23 protein-coding genes and 1 tRNA gene are annotated in these 18,199 nt (G+C 62.3%); 6 read left to right on the top strand and 18 right to left on the bottom strand.

The window, feature by feature from the left end; all coding sequences use genetic code 11:
• Nucleotides 1-237: 237 nt before the first annotated feature.
• The 5 genes from ACTJK4_RS12600 to ACTJK4_RS12580 form a co-directional block, all read right to left on the bottom strand.
• On the bottom strand, nt 238-585 hold the full coding sequence (locus ACTJK4_RS12600; protein WP_440818047.1) for a hypothetical protein: 348 nt from the start codon (nt 583-585) through the stop codon (nt 238-240).
• A gap of 117 nt (nt 586-702) precedes the next feature.
• Entirely contained in the window at nt 703-1,038 is a 336-nt protein-coding gene (locus ACTJK4_RS12595; protein ID WP_440818046.1) for a hypothetical protein, read from the bottom strand.
• 94 nt (nt 1,039-1,132) lie between these two features.
• The gene (locus ACTJK4_RS12590; RefSeq protein ID WP_440818045.1) at nt 1,133-1,654 is read right to left on the bottom strand and encodes a lysis system i-spanin subunit Rz; all 522 of its coding nucleotides are present in this window, start codon (nt 1,652-1,654) and stop codon (nt 1,133-1,135) included.
• 264 nt (nt 1,655-1,918) lie between these two features.
• Nucleotides 1,919-2,263 carry a hypothetical protein gene (locus ACTJK4_RS12585; protein ID WP_440818044.1) on the bottom strand — a complete coding sequence of 115 codons (345 nt, stop codon included), beginning with the start codon at nt 2,261-2,263 and terminating at the stop codon, nt 1,919-1,921.
• Nucleotides 2,264-2,869: a glycoside hydrolase family 19 protein gene (locus ACTJK4_RS12580; protein ID WP_440818043.1), complete on the bottom strand. Its 606-nt coding sequence runs from the start codon at nt 2,867-2,869 to the stop codon at nt 2,264-2,266.
• Between the two features lie 290 nt (nt 2,870-3,159).
• Here ACTJK4_RS12580 and ACTJK4_RS12575 point away from each other — a divergent pair, with 290 nt between their 5' ends.
• From ACTJK4_RS12575 to ACTJK4_RS12560, 4 genes are read left to right on the top strand one after another with little or no spacing between them, the layout of a single operon-like run.
• Nucleotides 3,160-3,306 (top strand): hypothetical protein, encoded by a 147-nt coding sequence (locus ACTJK4_RS12575; RefSeq protein WP_260803389.1) that lies wholly within the window; start codon nt 3,160-3,162, stop codon nt 3,304-3,306.
• Nucleotide 3,307: 1 nt separating this feature from the next.
• Nucleotides 3,308-3,517 (top strand): hypothetical protein, encoded by a 210-nt coding sequence (locus tag ACTJK4_RS12570; protein ID WP_045203160.1) that lies wholly within the window; start codon nt 3,308-3,310, stop codon nt 3,515-3,517.
• A 22-nt stretch (nt 3,518-3,539) separates the two neighbouring features.
• Nucleotides 3,540-3,821, top strand: coding sequence for a hypothetical protein (locus tag ACTJK4_RS12565; protein WP_102065065.1), 282 nt, complete (start codon nt 3,540-3,542; stop codon nt 3,819-3,821).
• Complete coding sequence (locus tag ACTJK4_RS12560) at nt 3,821-4,204, top strand: hypothetical protein (protein WP_440818042.1); 384 nt, start codon at nt 3,821-3,823, stop codon at nt 4,202-4,204. The genes ACTJK4_RS12565 and ACTJK4_RS12560 overlap by 1 nt, the downstream gene beginning before the upstream one ends.
• A 44-nt stretch (nt 4,205-4,248) precedes the next feature.
• On the opposite strand, the gene ACTJK4_RS12555 is transcribed toward ACTJK4_RS12560, so the two are convergent.
• Nucleotides 4,249-4,557: a hypothetical protein gene (locus ACTJK4_RS12555; protein ID WP_440818041.1), complete on the bottom strand. Its 309-nt coding sequence runs from the start codon at nt 4,555-4,557 to the stop codon at nt 4,249-4,251.
• Between the two features lie 99 nt (nt 4,558-4,656).
• Between ACTJK4_RS12555 and ACTJK4_RS12550 the strand changes: the two genes are divergently transcribed.
• Nucleotides 4,657-4,905 (top strand): hypothetical protein, encoded by a 249-nt coding sequence (locus ACTJK4_RS12550; RefSeq protein WP_440818040.1) that lies wholly within the window; start codon nt 4,657-4,659, stop codon nt 4,903-4,905.
• A complete protein-coding gene (locus ACTJK4_RS12545; protein WP_440818039.1) occupies nt 4,902-5,972 on the top strand; it encodes a tyrosine-type recombinase/integrase in 1,071 nt (356 codons plus the stop codon). The genes ACTJK4_RS12550 and ACTJK4_RS12545 overlap by 4 nt, the downstream gene beginning before the upstream one ends.
• A 257-nt stretch (nt 5,973-6,229) precedes the next feature.
• Here ACTJK4_RS12545 and ACTJK4_RS12540 read toward each other — a convergent pair whose 3' ends face one another.
• From ACTJK4_RS12540 to ACTJK4_RS12485, 12 genes are all read right to left on the bottom strand, one after another.
• On the bottom strand, nt 6,230-6,661 hold the full coding sequence (locus tag ACTJK4_RS12540; protein WP_316871480.1) for a MerR family transcriptional regulator: 432 nt from the start codon (nt 6,659-6,661) through the stop codon (nt 6,230-6,232).
• Nucleotides 6,662-6,732: 71 nt separating this feature from the next.
• Nucleotides 6,733-7,149, bottom strand: a complete 417-nt coding sequence (locus tag ACTJK4_RS12535) for an integration host factor subunit alpha (protein ID WP_232042965.1) — start codon at nt 7,147-7,149, stop codon at nt 6,733-6,735.
• 78 nt (nt 7,150-7,227) lie between these two features.
• Complete coding sequence (gene pheT / locus ACTJK4_RS12530) at nt 7,228-9,657, bottom strand: phenylalanine--tRNA ligase subunit beta (RefSeq protein WP_440818038.1); 2,430 nt, start codon at nt 9,655-9,657, stop codon at nt 7,228-7,230.
• A 62-nt stretch (nt 9,658-9,719) separates the two neighbouring features.
• Nucleotides 9,720-10,748 carry a phenylalanine--tRNA ligase subunit alpha gene (gene pheS / locus ACTJK4_RS12525; RefSeq protein ID WP_024975504.1) on the bottom strand — a complete coding sequence of 343 codons (1,029 nt, stop codon included), beginning with the start codon at nt 10,746-10,748 and terminating at the stop codon, nt 9,720-9,722.
• 147 nt (nt 10,749-10,895) lie between these two features.
• Nucleotides 10,896-11,252: a 50S ribosomal protein L20 gene (gene rplT / locus ACTJK4_RS12520; RefSeq protein ID WP_012762124.1), complete on the bottom strand. Its 357-nt coding sequence runs from the start codon at nt 11,250-11,252 to the stop codon at nt 10,896-10,898.
• Between the two features lie 28 nt (nt 11,253-11,280).
• Entirely contained in the window at nt 11,281-11,478 is a 198-nt protein-coding gene (rpmI, locus tag ACTJK4_RS12515; RefSeq protein ID WP_004636003.1) for a 50S ribosomal protein L35, read from the bottom strand.
• 167 nt (nt 11,479-11,645) lie between these two features.
• The gene (gene infC / locus ACTJK4_RS12510; RefSeq protein ID WP_373407661.1) at nt 11,646-12,167 is read right to left on the bottom strand and encodes a translation initiation factor IF-3; all 522 of its coding nucleotides are present in this window, start codon (nt 12,165-12,167) and stop codon (nt 11,646-11,648) included.
• A 42-nt stretch (nt 12,168-12,209) separates the two neighbouring features.
• On the bottom strand, nt 12,210-14,117 hold the full coding sequence (thrS, locus tag ACTJK4_RS12505; protein ID WP_232042967.1) for a threonine--tRNA ligase: 1,908 nt from the start codon (nt 14,115-14,117) through the stop codon (nt 12,210-12,212).
• Between the two features lie 383 nt (nt 14,118-14,500).
• Nucleotides 14,501-14,577: transfer RNA gene (locus ACTJK4_RS12500), tRNA-Val, on the bottom strand.
• Between the two features lie 22 nt (nt 14,578-14,599).
• Nucleotides 14,600-16,825 carry a RelA/SpoT family protein gene (locus tag ACTJK4_RS12495; RefSeq protein ID WP_440818037.1) on the bottom strand — a complete coding sequence of 742 codons (2,226 nt, stop codon included), beginning with the start codon at nt 16,823-16,825 and terminating at the stop codon, nt 14,600-14,602.
• A gap of 39 nt (nt 16,826-16,864) precedes the next feature.
• Nucleotides 16,865-17,233, bottom strand: a complete 369-nt coding sequence (locus tag ACTJK4_RS12490) for a RidA family protein (RefSeq protein WP_440075984.1) — start codon at nt 17,231-17,233, stop codon at nt 16,865-16,867.
• A 30-nt stretch (nt 17,234-17,263) separates the two neighbouring features.
• A complete protein-coding gene (locus tag ACTJK4_RS12485) occupies nt 17,264-18,133 on the bottom strand; it encodes an alpha/beta fold hydrolase (RefSeq protein ID WP_232040271.1) in 870 nt (289 codons plus the stop codon).
• Nucleotides 18,134-18,199: the final 66 nt, after the last annotated feature.

The following is an 18,199-nucleotide window of genomic DNA, read 5'->3' as shown; positions in this document are numbered from 1 at the left end:
TATCGGCACAAGCGCGCCCGCGCGCTGACTGACTTTGCGCGGGCGTCGGTGCAGATTTCGGATTTGATTGAGGCGGGGGTGTAGGGGGTGGGATGGGCTCGCACCGCTGGCCGGGTTGGCGGCGGTGAGGGCCATTTGCGATAACCGGTATTGGCCGAGAACAGTCGCTAGCAATAAGAGGGAAGTTGAAGTTGCCAAACATTGCGGCGAGGCGTACCGCCCCGCTGCTTGGGCACATCACTCTCCCGAACTCTCAAACCGCTCATATGCGGCAAGGGCCTCCTCACAGCGCGCAGTAATGGCTGCCTCATCGAGCTTTTCAGCAGTCGCTCTCCTTGCGTGCTCGATGAACTCACTGCAGACGTCCACCCTGTAACACTCCACGTAGTAGGCCAGGTCTTCGCGCCATACCCATGTGCCATCCGACAACAAGCTTGGCCCACCATTTACGAACTTCGTCGGGTCGAATGCATCACGGGTCGCTTCCATGACGTCAAACACCGGCACGCCTTTGCGCAGATACGCAACGAGTTGCGTTGCGTCCTGCGGCAGCAGCTTGTTCTTCACCTCGTAAATGGATGGCAAGAAGCTCGCCTTCTGGCCCGTTAGCTCGCGGAAAACACCTACTACTCGCATACCCAAACTCCCCAATACGGCTGAATGTCAATCCACGAGCCTCCGTTCCGGACTGCGAAGAGCGTTTTATAAGCCCGAGGTGTAATCGACGATTCCAGCCTCCGGCGCCCAAGGTTGCCATTCTCCATCCGGGCTGACTTCGCCGTACCGCTGCCCCACAAGGTCATAAGCAAAGCAGTATCCGGAAAAATCGTCGCCAAGTATGACTAGGCCCGTGCGCTCCAATTCGCGCCCGTAGATTTCGGTGGGCGAGACCGGGGCGCTGTATATCATGCGGCCGTTCTCGGTGCCTCCATATCCCACGTTGCTCATGTACAGGATGTAGTCGCCCGGCAGACGAGGGAAGAGCTTTAGTACGTTAAAACAATCCGTCGCGGATAGGCGAGTCTTCTCGTTGTTCATGTTGCCAACTGTCGAAGTTGAAGGTGCACCTGATTGGGAACGTCTGCCTCTGGCCGATAGCGGACGTTCACGCTCGCCCGAGCGGTTGACCCCCTCAGGGCTGAACACAAACACCCGCCCCCTCTAGCGCACGCTCGCGCGCCTGCAAGTATCTCAGTTTCTCCGCATCCCGCTCTGCCCCGGCGAAGAGATCGACAAGATGCGCCGCATCCTCTCCAGATAGCTCACATCGGCCGGCGGCTCCATCGCCCAGGCCGGGGCCGGGCTGATCTTCACTTGCGCCGGCACGGGCGTCGGGCTGGCAACGGGCGCGCACTGACATCCGTACAGTGCCAGCAGCAAGAGCGCGCTGCAGGCGCGTGTTTTCAGCGGTGGCACGTTGCATCTCCGAGAAATGGGTACGGTCGAGCGCGTCGAGCTGGCCGGTAAGCTCCCGGTGTTTGTCGACGGCAGCCTGCAGCGCGGTCACCACGGTATCGATGGCGGTCTGGCGCTCGATGGCGTGGTCGCGTTGCATCTGCGCGATGGTCTTGTCGTAGCGGTTGGCTTGCCAGCCCCACGCGGCTGCTGCAGCCACCGCTGCCACTGCCAGGAGCCGGACGATTGCGAAGTTCATTGGCGTTGCCTTGTCGGATGATGTACGTAACCCACAGCCCCGCCACCGCCAGCACGCAATGCAGTTGCACGGTGGCGATGTCGCGATGGGCGTGGAGCGAGGCGGCGGCGCTGCCGAGCGCGCACAGGGCGACGGCGCACAGGAGCAGCGCGCCGCGCAGCCCGTGCGGAATGGCCTGCGTGAGCGCAGACCACGCCGCGCCCGCGCAGATGGCCACGAGCGCCACGATGTCGATGGCGGTGAGCATGTCGTTTTGGGTGAGCGTCATTCCTTGCGGCCTCCCGTCCAGCGTTGGGCTGCCTGCTGCAGCCAGTCGTGCGCCAGGCGCCGCAGTGCCGGAAGCTCGCCGTATGCGTAGCCGACGATGGTCAGCCCGAACACGCCGGCGATGAACTTGACGGCATCCGACACGAGCCCCGCCGGCACCTGCCACAAGCCAATCACGCCGTTGCCGAGGTAATGCGCGCACACCACGCCCAGCAGCAGCGAAGCCACACGCTGCACGGGCGTGCCGGGCAGGAACCGCAGGGACACCAGCGCACCAGCCGCACTGGGCAGAATCGTGTCCAACACGCGCAGCAGCGCGCCCCAACCTGTTGGCTGTGCCATCTATGCTCCCAATGCTTGTTTGGCGACTGCCCAGCGCGCGCGGCGCGGCTCCGCGCCTTCCATGGCGGGGCCGTTGATGCGGCGCGTGATCTCGTCGAACTTGCCTGCATCGGCCAACTTGCCGAGGCCGAACGCCCACCAGTACCAACCGGCGGAGAGCGCGGCGTACTCGTCCCGCTCGAGCAGCTCGGGCCGCGCAACGAGGTCAAGATCCAGCGCATGGCCGCACTCGCGGTAGTTGGCCCGGAAGGTGATTTGCTTGAGCCCGCGGCCCCGGTATCGCCAGCCGTCGCCGCTGGCAGCATCACCATTGCCGTAGCGGTTGGCGTAAGCGATGTTGGCGATGCGCTGCTGCCGCTCGAGGGGCACCACGCGCTCGCCCGGCTGGCGGCCGAGCGTGGCGGCCAGTGCCGGCGTGACGCGCGAGAACATCGCAGGCAGCGCAGCCACGGCGTAGTTGAAGGATTCCGTGACGCGCGTGAAGCCTGCGGACTCGTGCCCGATCTGCGCGATAAACGCCGCTTGCTGCGCGGGCGTGGAGATGCCGAAGCGCTTGCACGTGGCCTCGATGTGCGGCCACCAGCGATCGGCAAGCGCAGGCGGCAAGGCGAACGGGCAGCCATTGAACGCAGCGGTTGTCGCCTCTTCGGCGAGAGCATCTCCCGCGATTTCTCGACCTCGACACTGAGGTATTCCGGCCTTCTTTCCAGCCACGAGATACGACTCGCAAGCGAGTTGCTGCGCGCGGGCTGGAAGGTCGTAGAACGAGGCACGGGCCAATATCCTAGCCCCACGTTCAAGAAAGGCCGCCTCAAGCTCACGTTGTCTTGCTTGAACGCAGGCGCACTTGAACAGGCCGAGCAACGGGTTGCTGCTGCACCGACAGTGGAGGCGGCATGACGCAGCCCTTCAACTCCCGCGTCGCCCGCCTTGCGCACGGCCCACTAACGGAGCGCCCTGCTCTGGGCCTGGCGCTGGTCGTGCTGCTGTTCGGCCTCGCCGGCGCCATCGCGCCCGAAGCCGCAATGGTGCTCGGGGGCTGACATGCCTCCACGCCCCATCGCAGACGCGGCCGTGCTCGCCGAGCGCAACAAGCTGCGCCTCATCTGCACCGACGCGCAGGCCCTGGCCGCGGGCCCCGTCCGCACCGCCATCGAGGCATCCGCGCACGCCCGCACCCACCCGCGCATTCGCACGACCCGCCGCGTGTGGGTCGACCTCAAGAAACTGGCTGCAGGCGACTTCGACGACTGACCAGCCGCAACGGAGACCAACCATGCATCGCATAGTGAACCGTACCCCCGCCACCCTCCGCATCGGCAAGCACGACGTGCAACGCCGCCCCGTGCCCGGCTCGCTGCATTGCAGCTACACCCTGCGCGTCGACGGCGTTGTCGTGTGGGAGAGCATCAGCATCCCCTGCGCACGAGATCTCGACGGCGCCGTCAAAACGCACCGCTCGTGTCAGGAAGTCATGCAGGCCGCGCGCCGTGGTGGGCGCCGGATGGGTATGCAGAAGATCAACGGCGCTGTTCGGCCGAAGCGGGGAGCGTTGTGATGTCGGCCACGGAAAGCCCGAAGGAAGGCACGCTCAATCCCCCGGCCGGGTCGACGGAGCTCGCAAAGCTGCGCGCACTGATCGCAGATGATGGCTTTGCCGCCACGTTCCAAACGATGGGACGGTATCGGACGGCACTGCTGCAGATCGCGTCCGCGCTTGCACGCAGCCCCACCCCGACCGCCGAGCCGGTTGTTACCGACCATTCTGTTGAGGTCAACAAAATGGTTGAGGAGCAGGCCGCGCCGAAGACGGGCGAGCCTGAAGCGCTGGCCGAGCTGACATGGTGCATCGAGCATGGATGCCACGGCCCTCGCACCTACCGGGCTTTATTGAATGCACGTGAACAACTGCTCGCCGCCTCTATCCGGGTAGGTCAATGACTTCAACGGGCCAAGCGGCACTGACGAGGTTACTGAAGAAGAACCTACATAGCAGGCAGATCGCGAAGCAACCGCCCTTCGTGCTTTTCAGGCGCCTCGACCTCGATCCACTCATAGCCGCTGTCGCCAACAACGACACCCACTTTCGGGCCGGGCACTCTGAGCCCTTGGATGGTGTGGAGCGCGTAGACATGATCACCGCTCATAAGAAGCATGATGATCTGGTCGATGTCTACATCTGCAAATGGAGATCCCCACGAGTTCGTCTGTGGGTTGATCAGCGCATAGCGAACATGGGTTGCACGCCCCGTTGCGTCGTCAATACGCGCGTGGGTAATGCCGTAGTACGCCATCTACACCTCCCGCTATTTGGAACATCGTAACACCGGCAACAAATGACCAACGCAGCAGCACGAATCATCGAAACGCCCCGGCCGCACACGGAGCACATCATGAACCAACGATTGATGACCGAAGCCGACCTATACCGAGTGACCAAACTGAAGCAGAACGCAGCGCGTGTGCGCTGGTTCTTGATGAACTTCGGTGTGAGGCCCGTGCAGAGCGCCGACGGCAGCCTGACCCTGACGTGGGGAGCCTACGAGATCATGCAGGCCCGGCGCGCCGGTGGCGTTACACCAACGCATGACGCGCATGCGGTGGCACGGCCCAAACTCGTGCGCGTTAGCAGGGCAGCATGAACGCACGCCGCCGCACCAAGCCCGACGGGCTACCGAGCCGCGTCTACAAGCGCAACGGCAGCTTCCATTGGGTCCGGCCGAACGATCAGAAATGGATCAAGCTCTGCCGGATCGACGAGGGCGAGACGCGCATGTACGAGCGCCTGGCAGAAGAGAAGCGCAAGGTGTCGATCGACGTTGGCGAGCGCACCATGCCGCGCCTCGTGCGCATCTACATGGACCAACACGTGGCCGGCTACGCGGCATCGTATCGGGCCGAGTGGGAACGCCGCGGCGAGGTGGTACGCACGGCCTTTGCCAACTTCGACATCGAGCTGGTGGACGTCGAGGCGTGCGAAGAATTTCTGACCAGCAACTGGGGCGACAAGCTAAGCACGCAGAGGGCCATGAAGGCGTGGCTACAGTCGTTCTTTTCCTGGGCGGTGCGCAAGAAACACATCGAGATCAACCCAGTGCGGGAGATCAAGGTGAAAAAACCGAAGGTGCGCAAGGTCTACATCCGGCCAGAGCACTTCGTCGCCATCCGCGAAGCGCTCACCGTGGCCGCCGACGGTAAGAAGACGCCGACCGGCCCGATGATGCAAGTGTTCGTCGACCTCTGTTACCTGACGTGCCAGCGCTCAACCGAGATCCGCAACCTCCGCTGGGCAGACATCGATGCCAAGCGAAAGCTGATCCGCTTCGTGCCTAGCAAGACAGAAGACAGCAGCGGCGAGGCCGTAGACTGGCCCCTCACGCCCGAGATTGAGGAAGTGCTGAAGCGGGCCAAGAAAATCGAGCCCATCGGCGGCGATTATGTGGTGCGAGACAAAAACGGCAAGCCGAGGACGGCGGGCGCCTGCCGCGATGCATGGAACGATGCCAAAGCCCGCGCCGGCCTGACAGACACCGGCTACACGATCAAAGACATCCGCGCCCAGGCACTGACCGACGCCAAGCGCGCCGGGTACGACATCGACGAACTGCAGATCGCAGGCGCGCACACCGATCGAGCGACGACCGAGGGCTACATCAAGCAACGCGACGTGCCGGTTTCAAACGTCCGTCTTACGCTGCCGGCGGCCTGAAATTCTGTCCAATATGACCCATCCGACGTGCCGGAAAGCCGCGTGGCTACGTGCTTAAGAATTAAGCACGATATTGGACAGTTTTCCCAAGAACCGTTGACTGGCGCGGCTTTGTGACTGATTGCCTACCTACATGGGGTGCAGGTGGTCGGAGGTTCAAATCCTCTCGCCCCGACCAAAACAAAAGCCCGCGTAACGGATCACGTTACGCGGGCTTTTTCGTTTCTATCTGCGCGCTTCTTGTCTGCAATATCGGCTTATGGCTGGTCGGTACGCAGCACTTCCAACACGGCCGACAGCTCACGCCGCAAGCTCTGAACATCAACCGAACCACTCGCAGCGGCGGAGATCGGCGCCGCGGCTTCCATTTCCTGCTCATCGGCCTCGACCGGCGACGCGGCAGCCACGCCATGCCGCAACTCGTCCAGCCTGTTCCGCGCGCCATTGATCGTGAAACCCTGCTCGTACAGCAACTCGCGAATACGCCGGATCAGCAGCACTTCATGATGCTGGTAGTAACGCCGATTGCCGCGTCGCTTGACGGGCTTGAGCTGTGTGAACTCCTGCTCCCAATAGCGCAGCACGTGCGGCTTGACGGCGCACAGGTCGCTCACTTCCCCAATGGTGAAGTAGCGTTTGGCAGGAATCGGCGGCAGGTTGACCCGCTCCGTGTGTTTATCGGCGGCCATACAGGGCTGAACTACAGGGCTGGCGAGAGAAACGGATTGAACAGACGGCTAAACGAGATCACGCAGCAGAATTACGCGATGTCGACAGGCAGCGGCTCGACGCGCTCTTCAACGAGCGCCTTGAGCTTCTGACTGGCGTGGAACGTCACGACGCGACGCGCGGTGATGGGGATGATCTCCCCTGTCTTTGGATTTCGCCCCGGACGCTGCGGCTTGTCGCGCAACTGGAAGTTACCGAAGCCGGACAGCTTGACACTGTCGCCCTGTTCGAGCGCCTCGCGAATCACGTCGAAAAACGCCTCGACCATGTCCTTCGACTCACGCTTGTTCAAGCCGACCTGCTCGAACAGCATCTCGGCAAGCTCGGCTTTGGTAAGCGTCGGCACGTCCTGACCGCGCGCATCACGTGCGTCGGCCAATGCTGCCGAAGAAGAACCGAGCGAGTCGCCCAAGGATGCCGCCAACGCTGGCGCGTGTTGATCGTTCATAGGATTCGCTTAGCGTATTCGATCCGAATGCGGAGGTTCGTTCGAGCGGTCTCTAGCGCAGTGCGGACGTCTGAGACGTCAGGCGCGCAGGCGCGCGCCGAATGCATCGCCGGCCGCTCGAATCAATTGCTGTGTGGCGGCCTCGACAATGTCGTCCTGAAGGGTGCTGTCAGTATCTTGCAACGTAATTCTGAAGGCAAGGCTTTTCTCCTGCGCCCCAATGGCAGCGGTGGCGGCCTTCGGACGGAACTCATCGAACAGCACAACGCCCTGCAGATAACGCTGCCATGGGGTGCCGACAGCCGCCTTCTCGAACGTGTCGACCAGGTCCTGCACCGCCACATCCTGGCGCACGACCAGCGCGATGTCGCGCGTCACGGCCGGCACGCGCGGCACTTCACGATACTTCGGCAGGCCTACTGCGGTAATGGCATCGAGCTCGACTTCCCACACCACCGGCGCGGTCGCCAAATCGTACTTCTGCAGCCAACGCGGATGCAGCTCACCAATCCAGCCGACGGCACGGCCATTCAGCACTATGCGCGCCGAGCGGCCTGGATGCAGCGCAGGATGTTCGGCCCGCTCAAAGCGCGCCTGCAGCGGCCACAGCAGAGACTCGACATCGCCCTTCACATCGAAGAAATCAACCGGACGTGCCTGCACGCCCCACTGCTCTTCCTTGGACGGACCATACGCAATGCCGCCCGCCATCATCGGTTGTGCGTAGCCTGCGATCGACAGGCCACCGTCGGCGACACTCGCATCGCGGTGGAACACGCGCCCCACCTCGAACATGCGCACGCGCGAAGCCTTGCGGTTCACGTTGTAGCGGACCTTGTCGAGCAAGCCGCCGATAAGCGTGCTGCGCATCACCGAGTACTGGCTGGCAATCGGGTTCAGCAGCGGAATCGGGTTGGTGTTGCCGGCAAAGTCGGCCTCCCACTCGCCTTCGACAAAGGCGAAGTTGACGACCTCGTGGTAATCGCGCGCGGCCACAGCATGACGCACGTCGTGCATGGTGCGGCGCGCCTCGTCGGTCGGGCGCATCGCGCTCTCGGCCACTGGCGGCTTGGCGGGAATCTGCTCGAAGCCGTAGATGCGGGCGACCTCTTCGATCAGGTCTTCCTCGATCTCCAGGTCGAAGCGATACGACGGCGGCTCGACGATGAACACATCGCCGTCCACGCTGAACGTGAGGCCGAGGCGCTCGAACACGTCTGCCACAACGTCGTGCGACAGCGGAATACCGAGCACACGTGCAGCACGTGCGACGCGCATGCGCACCGGCTCGCGCTTGGGCAGATTGACGATTTGATCGTCGATCGGGCCAGCCTGGCCGCCGCAGATTTCGAGGATCAGCGCACTGATGCGTTCGATGTGTTCAACGGTGGTCGCATAGTCAACGCCGCGCTCGAAGCGATGGCCGGCATCGGTCGAGAAGTTGTAGCGGCGCGCACGGCCTTGGATGGCTTCCGGCCACCAGAATGCGGCTTCGACATAGATGTTCTGGGTATCGAGCGTGACGGCCGTCTTGTCGCCGCCCATGATGCCGGCAAGGCTTTCGATGGCCTGCTCGTCCGAGATCACGCCGACCTTTTCGTCGACGGTGATGGTGTCGCCGTTGAGCAGTTTCAGTTGTTCGCCAGCCTTGCCCCAGCGCACCGTCAGGCCGCCGTGGATCTTGTCCAGGTCGAACACGTGCGACGGACGGCCTAGCTCCAGCATCACGTAGTTCGAAATATCAACCAACGCCGACACGCTGCGCATGCCCGCGCGCTCGATGCGCGAGACCATCCAGGCCGGCGTCTTCGCGTGCGCGTTCACGCCGCGAATGATGCGACCCGAAAAGCGACCGCACAGGTCCGGTGCTTCCACCTTGACCGGCAGCTTGTCAGCGAGCGTCACCGCCACGGGCGCCATCGACGGCACAGTGATGGGGGCGCCCGTCAGCGCGGACACTTCGCGCGCCACCCCATGGATCGACAGGCAATCCGCCTTGTTGGGTGTGAGTTTGATGATGAAGATCTGGTCATCCAGATCCAGCACCTTGCGGATGTCTTCGCCGACCGGTGTGTCTTCCGGCAGGATCAGCAGACCGCCGTGATCTTCCGACAGCTTCAGCTCGCGCGCCGAACACAGCATGCCGTAGCTCTCCACGCCGCGCAGCTTGCCGATCTTGATCTTGAACGGCTTGCCATCTTCGCCAGGCGGCAGCTCGGCACCGACCATCGCGCACGGCACCTTGATGCCCACCGACACGTTCGGCGCGCCGCAGACGATCTGCAGCAGCTCGCCCGTACCCGCATCGACCTTGCAGACGTTCAGGCGATCGGCATCCGGGTGTTTGTTCACCTCGACCACACGGCCGACAACGATCTGCGAGAACGGCGGAGCAACGGGGTCGACCTCTTCCACCTCGAGACCCGCCATCGTCAGGCGATGGGAGAGCTCATCCGTGGTGATCGACGGATTGACGAAACTGCGAAGCCAGGATTCCGGAAATTGCATGGCGCGACAGAAAAGAAATTCGATTAACGGGGCGACGAGGTACCAGTGCGAGCGCTCGGCGCTTACGCGAACTGGCGCAGGAAACGCACATCGCCCTCGAAGAACAGGCGCAGGTCGTTGATGCCATAGCGCAGCATCGTCAGGCGCTCCAGGCCGGAGCCGAACGCAAAGCCGATGTAGCGCTCAGGGTCCAGGCCCATGTTGCGCACCACGGTCGGGTGCACCTGGCCGGAACCGGAAATCTCCAGCCATTTGCCGTTGCCGAACGCCATGTCGATCTCGGCCGACGGTTCGGTGAACGGGAAATACGACGGGCGGAAACGCACCTGGATGTCGTCCCGCTCGAAGAAGTTGCGCAGGAAGTCGGCATAGACGCCCTTCAGGTCTGCGAAGCTGATGTTGTCGGCAATCCAGAGGCCTTCGACCTGATGGAACATCGGCGAGTGCGTAGCGTCGCTGTCGACGCGGTACGTGCGGCCCGGCGCGATGACCTTGATGGGCGGAATGCGGTCGAGGTGCTTGTATTTCTCAACGTGCATGCGGGCGTAACGCACCTGCATCGGGCTGGTGTGCGTGCGCAGCAGCAAGAGCTTGTCTTCGCTGTCGCGGCCATCGATGTAGAAGGTGTCCTGCATCGAGCGCGCCGGATGGTTGTCCGGGTTGTTCAACGCAGTGAAGTTCATCCAGTCCGATTCGATTTCGGGGCCGTCAGCCACATCGAAACCGATCGAGCCGAAGATCTTGGCGACGCGCTCCCAGGTGTTCATCACCGGGTGCAGGCTGCCCTCGGCCACATCGCGGCCGGGCAGCGTCACGTCGATCGCCTCGGCGGCCAGACGGGCGTTCATCAGCGCATCGGCCAGCGCCTGGCGGCGGGCGGTCAGCGCCTCTTCAACGCGGCTCTTGGCCTGGTTGATGCGCGCGCCTTCGGACTTGCGCGTCTCCGGATCGAGCTTGCCCAAGCCTTTGAGCAAGTCGGTCAGCACGCCAGACTTACCGAGAAAGCGTGCTTTCTCGTTTTCCAGCGAGGCGTTGTCCTCCACAGAGGCAAACGCGTTTTGGGCATCGACGACGACTTGATCCAGATCCAGTGACATGGGAAGGCGAGCGAAAAAATTCGGGTGATTCGGGTCCGCGAAATGCGCGGAATAAAAAACGGGGCTCGGTGAGAGCCCCGTCAGGGTGATCAGCCGGCAAAGTCACTGGGCAATTCCAGCAGCCCGCCCGGCCAATCCAACTCAGGCGACGTTGGCTTTCACCTGGTTCACGATGGCAGCAAAAGCCACCTTGTCGTGAATGGCCATGTCCGACAGCACCTTGCGGTCCAGCTCGATGGACGCCTTCTTCAGGCCGTTCATGAACTTGCTGTAGGTCAGACCATGCTCGCGTGCGCCAGCGTTGATACGTGCAATCCAGAGCGCGCGGAACACACGCTTCTTGTTACGACGATCGCGGTAGGCGTACTGGCCAGCACGCATGACCGCCTGCTTGGCGATGCGATAGACGTTATTGCGGCGGCCGCGGTAACCCTTGGCTGCGCTGATAACCTTCTTATGACGGGCCCGCGCTGTGACCCCACGTTTTACTCGAGGCATGAAATGCTCCTTTCGTAGTTAGTTAGGGTTAGGCGTACGGCATCATTGCGCGAACGGACTTCAGGTTCGTCTCATGGACGCCCTCGGTACCGCGCAGGTGACGCTTGTTCTTGGTGGTCTTCTTGGTCAGGATGTGACGCTTGAAGGCTTGGCCACGTTTGATCGTGCCACCAGGACGGGCAGTAAAGCGCTTGGAGGCGCTTTTCTTCGTCTTCATCTTCGGCATGGAACAACTCCGCTTTTGACATGAAGCCAGGTGGACGGCTGGCGCCGACACTTGCAAGACCCGGGCTCACTTGTTGTATCGCTGCAGGCTTTGAGACCTGCCGCGTTTTCCGACGTTTCCGTCTGGAACCTGCTCAGCGCAGCCGGAAACGTCCGGCCACCACTGCATTACTTTTTCTTCTTGGGTGCCAACATCATCACTGCCTGGCGCCCCTCCATCTTCGGCATCTGCTCAACCTGGCCGAACTCCTCCAGGTCAGTCTTGATACGCTCCAGCACGCGCATGCCGAGTTCCTGGTGAGCCATTTCGCGGCCGCGGAAGCGCAAGGTAACCTTGACCCTGTCACCATCCTCCAGGAAACGCGTTGCGTTGCGCAGCTTAACGCCGTAGTCGTTGTCGTCGGTGCCAGGGCGGAACTTGACTTCCTTCACCTGGATAACCTTCTGCTTCAACTTGGCGTCGTGGGCCTTCTTCTGTTCCTGATACTTGAACTTGCCATAGTCCATCAGGCGGCAGACGGGCGGCTGCGCAGTCGGCGCGATCTCGACCAGGTCGACGTCTTTCTCTTCTGCCAGACGCAGTGCGTCGAACAGCTTGACGATGCCGAGCGCTTCCCCCTCAACCCCGGTCAGCCGGACTTCCGGTGCGCTGATCTCGCGGTTGATGCGGTGAGATTTCTCAGTAGCGATGTTGATGTCCTCGAAGAATCAAAAAAACAGGCCGTGCCCAGCTCATGACTTGTTGGCGAGATCGTTCTGCAGTCGCTCAACGAACGCCGACAGCGGCATGGAGCCTAGATCGACGTTGCCACGGGCACGCACGGCCACCTGATTTTCATCCCGCTCTTTGTCGCCAACCACAACCTGGTATGGGACCTTCTGCACGGAATGCTCGCGGATTTTATACCCAATCTTCTCATTCCGCAAATCAACGACCGCCCTAAATCCTTGTTTTTGCAGGGATTGCGCAACGGATTGGGCGTATTCGGCGTGCGAATCGGTAATACTGAGAACCGCAACCTGCACGGGCGAAAGCCACGTCGGCAGCGCTCCGGCATATTGCTCGATCAAGATACCGATAAAGCGCTCCAGGCTGCCGACGATGGCCCGGTGCAGCATGATGGGGCGATGGCGTGCGCCATCCTCGCCTACAAACTCGGCGTCCAGGCGCTCCGGCAAGTTCGGGTCGACCTGGATCGTGCCGCACTGCCACTGGCGGCCGAGCGCATCTTTGAGCACATATTCGATTTTCGGGCCGTAGAACGCGCCCTCGCCCGGCAGGTACTCGAATTCGCAACCCGACGCACGCAAGCCCTCGGCCAACGCAGCCTCGGCACGGTCCCAGCTTTCTTCAGTGCCGATGCGCTTTTCCGGACGCGTCGACAGCTTGTAGAGAATCTCGGTAAAGCCGAAGTCCTTGTAGACCTTCTGCAGGAGCGTCGTGAACGCCGTCACCTCGGCCTGGATCATGTCTTCCGTACAGAAGATGTGACCATCGTCCTGCGTGAAGCCGCGTACGCGCATGATGCCGTGCAGGCCACCCGAAGGCTCGTTGCGGTGGCATGCGCCAAACTCGCCGAAGCGTAGCGGCAGATCGCGGTAGCTCTTGATGCCCTGCTTGTAGATGAGGATGTGGCCGGGGCAGTTCATCGGCTTGAGCGCGTATTCGCGCTTTTCCGATTCCGTGATGAACATGTTCTCGCGGTACTTGTCCCAGTGGCCGGTCTTCTCCCACAGCGTCTTGTCGAGAATCTGCGGCCCCTTCACTTCCTGGTAGCCGTTCTCGCGATACACGCGACGCATGTACTGCTCGATCTCCTGCCAGAGCGTCCAGCCCTTCGGATGCCAGAACACCGTGCCAGGCGAGTACTCGTCGATGTGGAACAGGTCGAGTTCGCGGCCGAGCTTGCGGTGGTCACGCTTTTCAGCCTCTTCCAGCATGCGCAGGTAGGCTTCCTGGTCTTCCTTCTTGGCCCAGGCCGTGCCGTAGATGCGCTGGAGCATCTCGTTGTTGTGGTCCCCGCGCCAATACGCGCCCGCCACCTTCATCAGCTTAAAGACCTTGAGCTTGCCCGTGGATGGCACGTGCGGGCCGCGGCAAAGGTCGACGAAGTTGCCCTCGCGGTACAGGCCAATCTCCTGATCTTCCGGAATGGAGGCGATGATCTCGGCCTTGTACTTCTCGCCCATGCCCTGGAACAGTTTGACGGCTTCGTCGCGGCTCAGCACTTCACGTGTGACCTTCTCGTCCTTCTTGGCGAGCTCCGTCATCTTCTTTTCGATGGCGACGAGATCTTCCGGCGTGAAGGGCCGCTTGTAGGCGAAGTCGTAATAAAAGCCGTTTTCGATGACCGGGCCGATGGTGACCTGCGCGTCCGGATACAGCTCCTTGACGGCGTAGGCCAACAAGTGCGCCGTGGAGTGACGGATCACGTCGACGCCGTCGGCGTCCTTGTCTGTGATGATGGCGAGCTTCGCATCGCGATCGATCGAGAAGCTCGTGTCGACCATCTGACCGTCTACGCGACCAGCCAGCGCAGCCTTGGCGAGGCCCGCACCGATGCTCTGCGCCACTTCAGCCACGGTCACGGGGCCGGGAAACTCACGCCGGGAACCATCCGGCAACGTGATTGCGATCATGCTTGCTCCTGTGGAGTCACCGTTGCGCATTTCCGGCTTCAGAGATGCGCAGCGGTCGTTATTCTGTCGTGCGCCGCGCCAAGTCGGCGCAGCAGGTTGTCGAATCGAATGCTTCGAAGCGCTTTCAGCTTGATCGCCACGCGTGACACGAAACTGCGGACGAAAAAAAAACGCGGCCAAAGCCGCGTTTTCATTTGCGCCATCCACCGCTTGGGCAGACCGCAAAGGGCGAAAAACGCACCTTGACTACTGTCGCTCCGAAGCGGTTGTAGTTCGCGGTGCCTGAATCATATTTCGCCTTGTGTTCAGTTGTACGGGACAAGCCCGGGAATTGCGAGGATGACGGCTTGGACATCCTACCCGACGCGCCCTGCCAAATGCGTTGGTAGGCTCGATTGGACTCGAACCAACGACCCCCACCATGTCAAGGTGGTGCTCTAACCAGCTGAGCTACGAGCCTGCCGAAGAACGAAACTATACCGTCACTTCCGCCGGGCTGTCAACACCCCTTGCACTTCTTCGATCAAAGTCAGCGCGCGCTGCAGTTGTGTCGCCTCTGATACCTCTGCGGTGAACTGCATTTTCGCAACGCCCTTGCTCGACAGCGTGCGCACGCCGGTCACGTTGATCTTCTCGCGCGAGAGGATTTCCGAGATGTCGCGCAACAAGCCCTGCCGGTCCAGCGCCTCGACCTGGATGTCGATCGGATAGACCGAATCGCTGCGTTGGCCCCACTCCGTCTGGATGACACGGCCAGGAGCCCGGGCAGCCAACTGCTGAAACGTCGCACAGCTCTGCCGGTGGATCGATACGCCACGCCCGCGTGTGACAAAGCCGACGATTGGGTCCGGGGGCGCAGGCTTGCAGCAACGCGACATCTGCGTGAGGAGTGAATCGACGCCCACCACCAGCACGCCACTCTTGGCGCCACGAGCAACGCTGGTGGCGCGGCTCTTCTTCGTGAAGGCCGCTTCGTCATCCACGGGCGCCGGCGGCGGCGCCCCATCGGAGCGCAATACGGCCTCGATGCGGCGCAGGCTCAACTCGTCCTTGGCGACCACGGCATAGAGATCATCCGACGTCTTGTAGCCGAGCTTGGCGGCCAACTCTTCCAGGTTGACGGCGGTCTTGCCCTCGCGCTGCAGTGTCTTGTCGATGAGTGCCCGGCCCTGCGCGAGCGTCTCCTCCAGCTCCATCGCGTTGAACCACGCACGCACTTTCGTCCGGGCACGCGGGCTGACAAGATAGTGCAGCTCGGTGTTGAGCCAATCGCGCGACGGCCCGCCCTGCTTAACGGTGACGATCTCGACGGTCTGGCCGTTCTTGAGCGGCGTGTTCAGCGGCACCATCGTGCCGTCGACGCGCGCGCCGCGGCAGCGGTGGCCGAGATCGCTGTGCAGGTAGTAGGCGAAATCGACCGGCGTTGCGCCTTGCGGCAACGCGATCACGCGCGCCTGGGGCGTCAGCACGTAGATGTGGTCATCCAGCTCGGTGTGCTTGAGTTGCTCCCACGGGGAATCCTCGTGCGCGACGGTGTGCTCGGCGTCATCTTTCCAGGCGAGCAACTGGCGCAGCCACGCGATCTTCTCGTCGTAGCGCTCGCTGGCGGAGAACTGCCCGGCGTAGCCTTTGCTGCCGGCCTCCTTGTAGCGCCAGTGCGCGGCCACGCCGTACTCGGCAAAGTGGTGCATCTCGCGCGTGCGGATCTGCACCTCGAGCGCGCGACCGTCATCGCCGATCACCACCGTATGCAGCGACATGTAGCCATTGGCCTTCGGGCGCGAGATGTAGTCATCGAATTCCTTCGGGATCGGCTGCCACATGTGATGCACGAAACCGAGCACCGTGTAGCAATCCTTGATGTCGTCCACGATGACACGGAAGGCGCGCACATCGTACAGATCGGCAAAGTCGAGTTCCTTGCCGCGCATCTTTTTCCAGATGCTGTAGATGTGCTTGGGCCGGCCGCTGACCTCGGCCTGAATACCGGCATCGTGCAAGGTCTTTTGGAGTTGCTCGATGGCCTGGCCAATGAACTTCTCGCGCTCGATGCGTTTTTCATCCAGCAGGCGGGCGATACGCTTGTAGGTATCCGGATCCTCAAAGCGGAAGCCGAGGTCTTCAAGCTCCCACTTCAGCTGCCAGATGCCCAGGCGGTTTGCGAGCGGGGCGTAGATGTCCAGCGTTTCGCGCGCCATGCCTTCCGGCGCCGGGCGTTTCGTCTGCGCGAGCCAGCGCAGCGACTGCAGCCGCGACGCCAGCCGGATCAACACCACGCGAATATCTTGCGCGAACGCGAGCAACATCTTGCGCAGCGCCTCGACCTGCGCGCGGCGCGCTTCCGCTTCGTTCTTGCGCGTGATGCTGGCATCGGTCGGGCTGACGAGGCCGGCAATTGCGCCAATGCGCAGCAGTTGCCGCACATCGTGCACGAGCTTGACGACCTCGGCGCCGAATGCGGGCTCGAGCGCCTTTTCGTTGTCCATTGCCAGCGTGGGCAACAGGAACAGTGCAGCCGCCTGCAACGATGGCGTGTCGACGCGCAGCGCTTCCAGGATGGCGATCGTGCCGCGCGCGTGCGACTCCAGCGGCTCGCCGGTCAGCGTGACGCTGTCTGCGGCATTCGCCGCGAGATATTCGATCGCCCGGGCGACCTGCTCTGCCGTCGATCCGGCCCCCTCGGCCGGCCGTTCGGTCTTGTTCTCCATGATGCGTCCTGCTTGCGTCTCGCCTGTTGGGCGACGGGCTCAGTTCTTCTGCGCGGCCGTCACGACGATTTCGATGCGGTACTTCGGATTGGCCAGCGCGGCCTCAACGGTGGCGCGCGGCGGCGAGTTCTTCGAATCGGCGGCGACCCACTGGTCCCACACCTTGTTCATCTCGCCAATCTCGCTGATGTCTTTCAGGAAGATCTGGCACATCAGGATGCGCGTCTTGTCGCTGCCGTTGGCGGCCAGCACGCGATCGATGATGGCGAGCACTTCCGCCGTCTGCTCGGCAATGCCTGCGTCGAGCGTGGTCTCAGGCACCTGCCCTGCCACGTAGACGACGCCGTTGTAGACGGCTGCGTCGGAATAGCGATGTTCGACGTTGTAGCGCTTCAATTCAGTGCTCATCTTGCAAATCGAATGGGGTCGGACAAACGGTCATTGACCGAGGAAGAACTTGCGGGCGATCGCCACCTGATCCGGCTGGATGAAGGTCGGCGCGTGGCCCACGTCAGGGATTTCAATCGTGTTCACATGTTGGCCACGCTGCATCATGGCCTCGACGGTCTCGCGCGTAAGCAGATCGGAATGCGCGCCGCGCACCACCAGCACCTCGCCGGGAATCGCCTCAAACAACTTCCACAGCGTGGCTTCGCCGGCAGCGATCATGTCGGGCGTGGTGTTCTTGAAGGGCTCGGCGAGGCGCGGATCGTAATGCAGGATCCACTCGCCGCCCTGCGGTTTCAGGATCGCGGTATTCAACGCACGCCATTGCTCCGGCGTGTGGGGGCCGAATGATGCGCTGATCGTCTTGAGGTACGCCAATCCTTCATCGAAGGTCTTGAAGCGGACATTCAGACCGAGGTAAGCGCCAATGCGCGTCAACGACGACTCCGTCACCCGCGGGCCTACATCGTTGAGCAGCAGCTTGCGAATCGGCGACTGCGGCAAGCCTGCCAAGCCAATGCCGATCAGGCCACCCATCGAGGTACCAAACCAGTCGACAGACTCGGCATTCACGCGCGCGAGCAACGTGACCATGTCGGACGCGTACTGCGGCAGCACGTAACCTTTCGGATCGGCCAGCCAATCGGAGCGCCCCCGACCCACCACATCGGGACAGATGACGCGATAGTCGTTGCACAGCGCCTGCGCCAGCACGTCGAAATCGCGCCCGGTGCGCGAGAGGCCATGCACGCAGACCAGCACTCGCGGATTCTGCGCATCGCCCCACTCGTGATACGCCATCCGGTGCAAGCCGGACGGGCTCAGGCACTGCACGAAAGCAAGGCGCGGCGAAACTGGCATGAACAACTCCTACATAGGAATGACGGAGACAGCGAAGCCTGATTGTACGCGGGCCCGCAAGCATGC

It is taken from the genome of Ralstonia sp. 22111 (assembly GCF_052045895.1).
Lineage (GTDB): Bacteria > Pseudomonadota > Gammaproteobacteria > Burkholderiales > Burkholderiaceae > Ralstonia > Ralstonia wenshanensis.
This window is presented reverse-complemented; position numbering and strand designations above follow the sequence as displayed.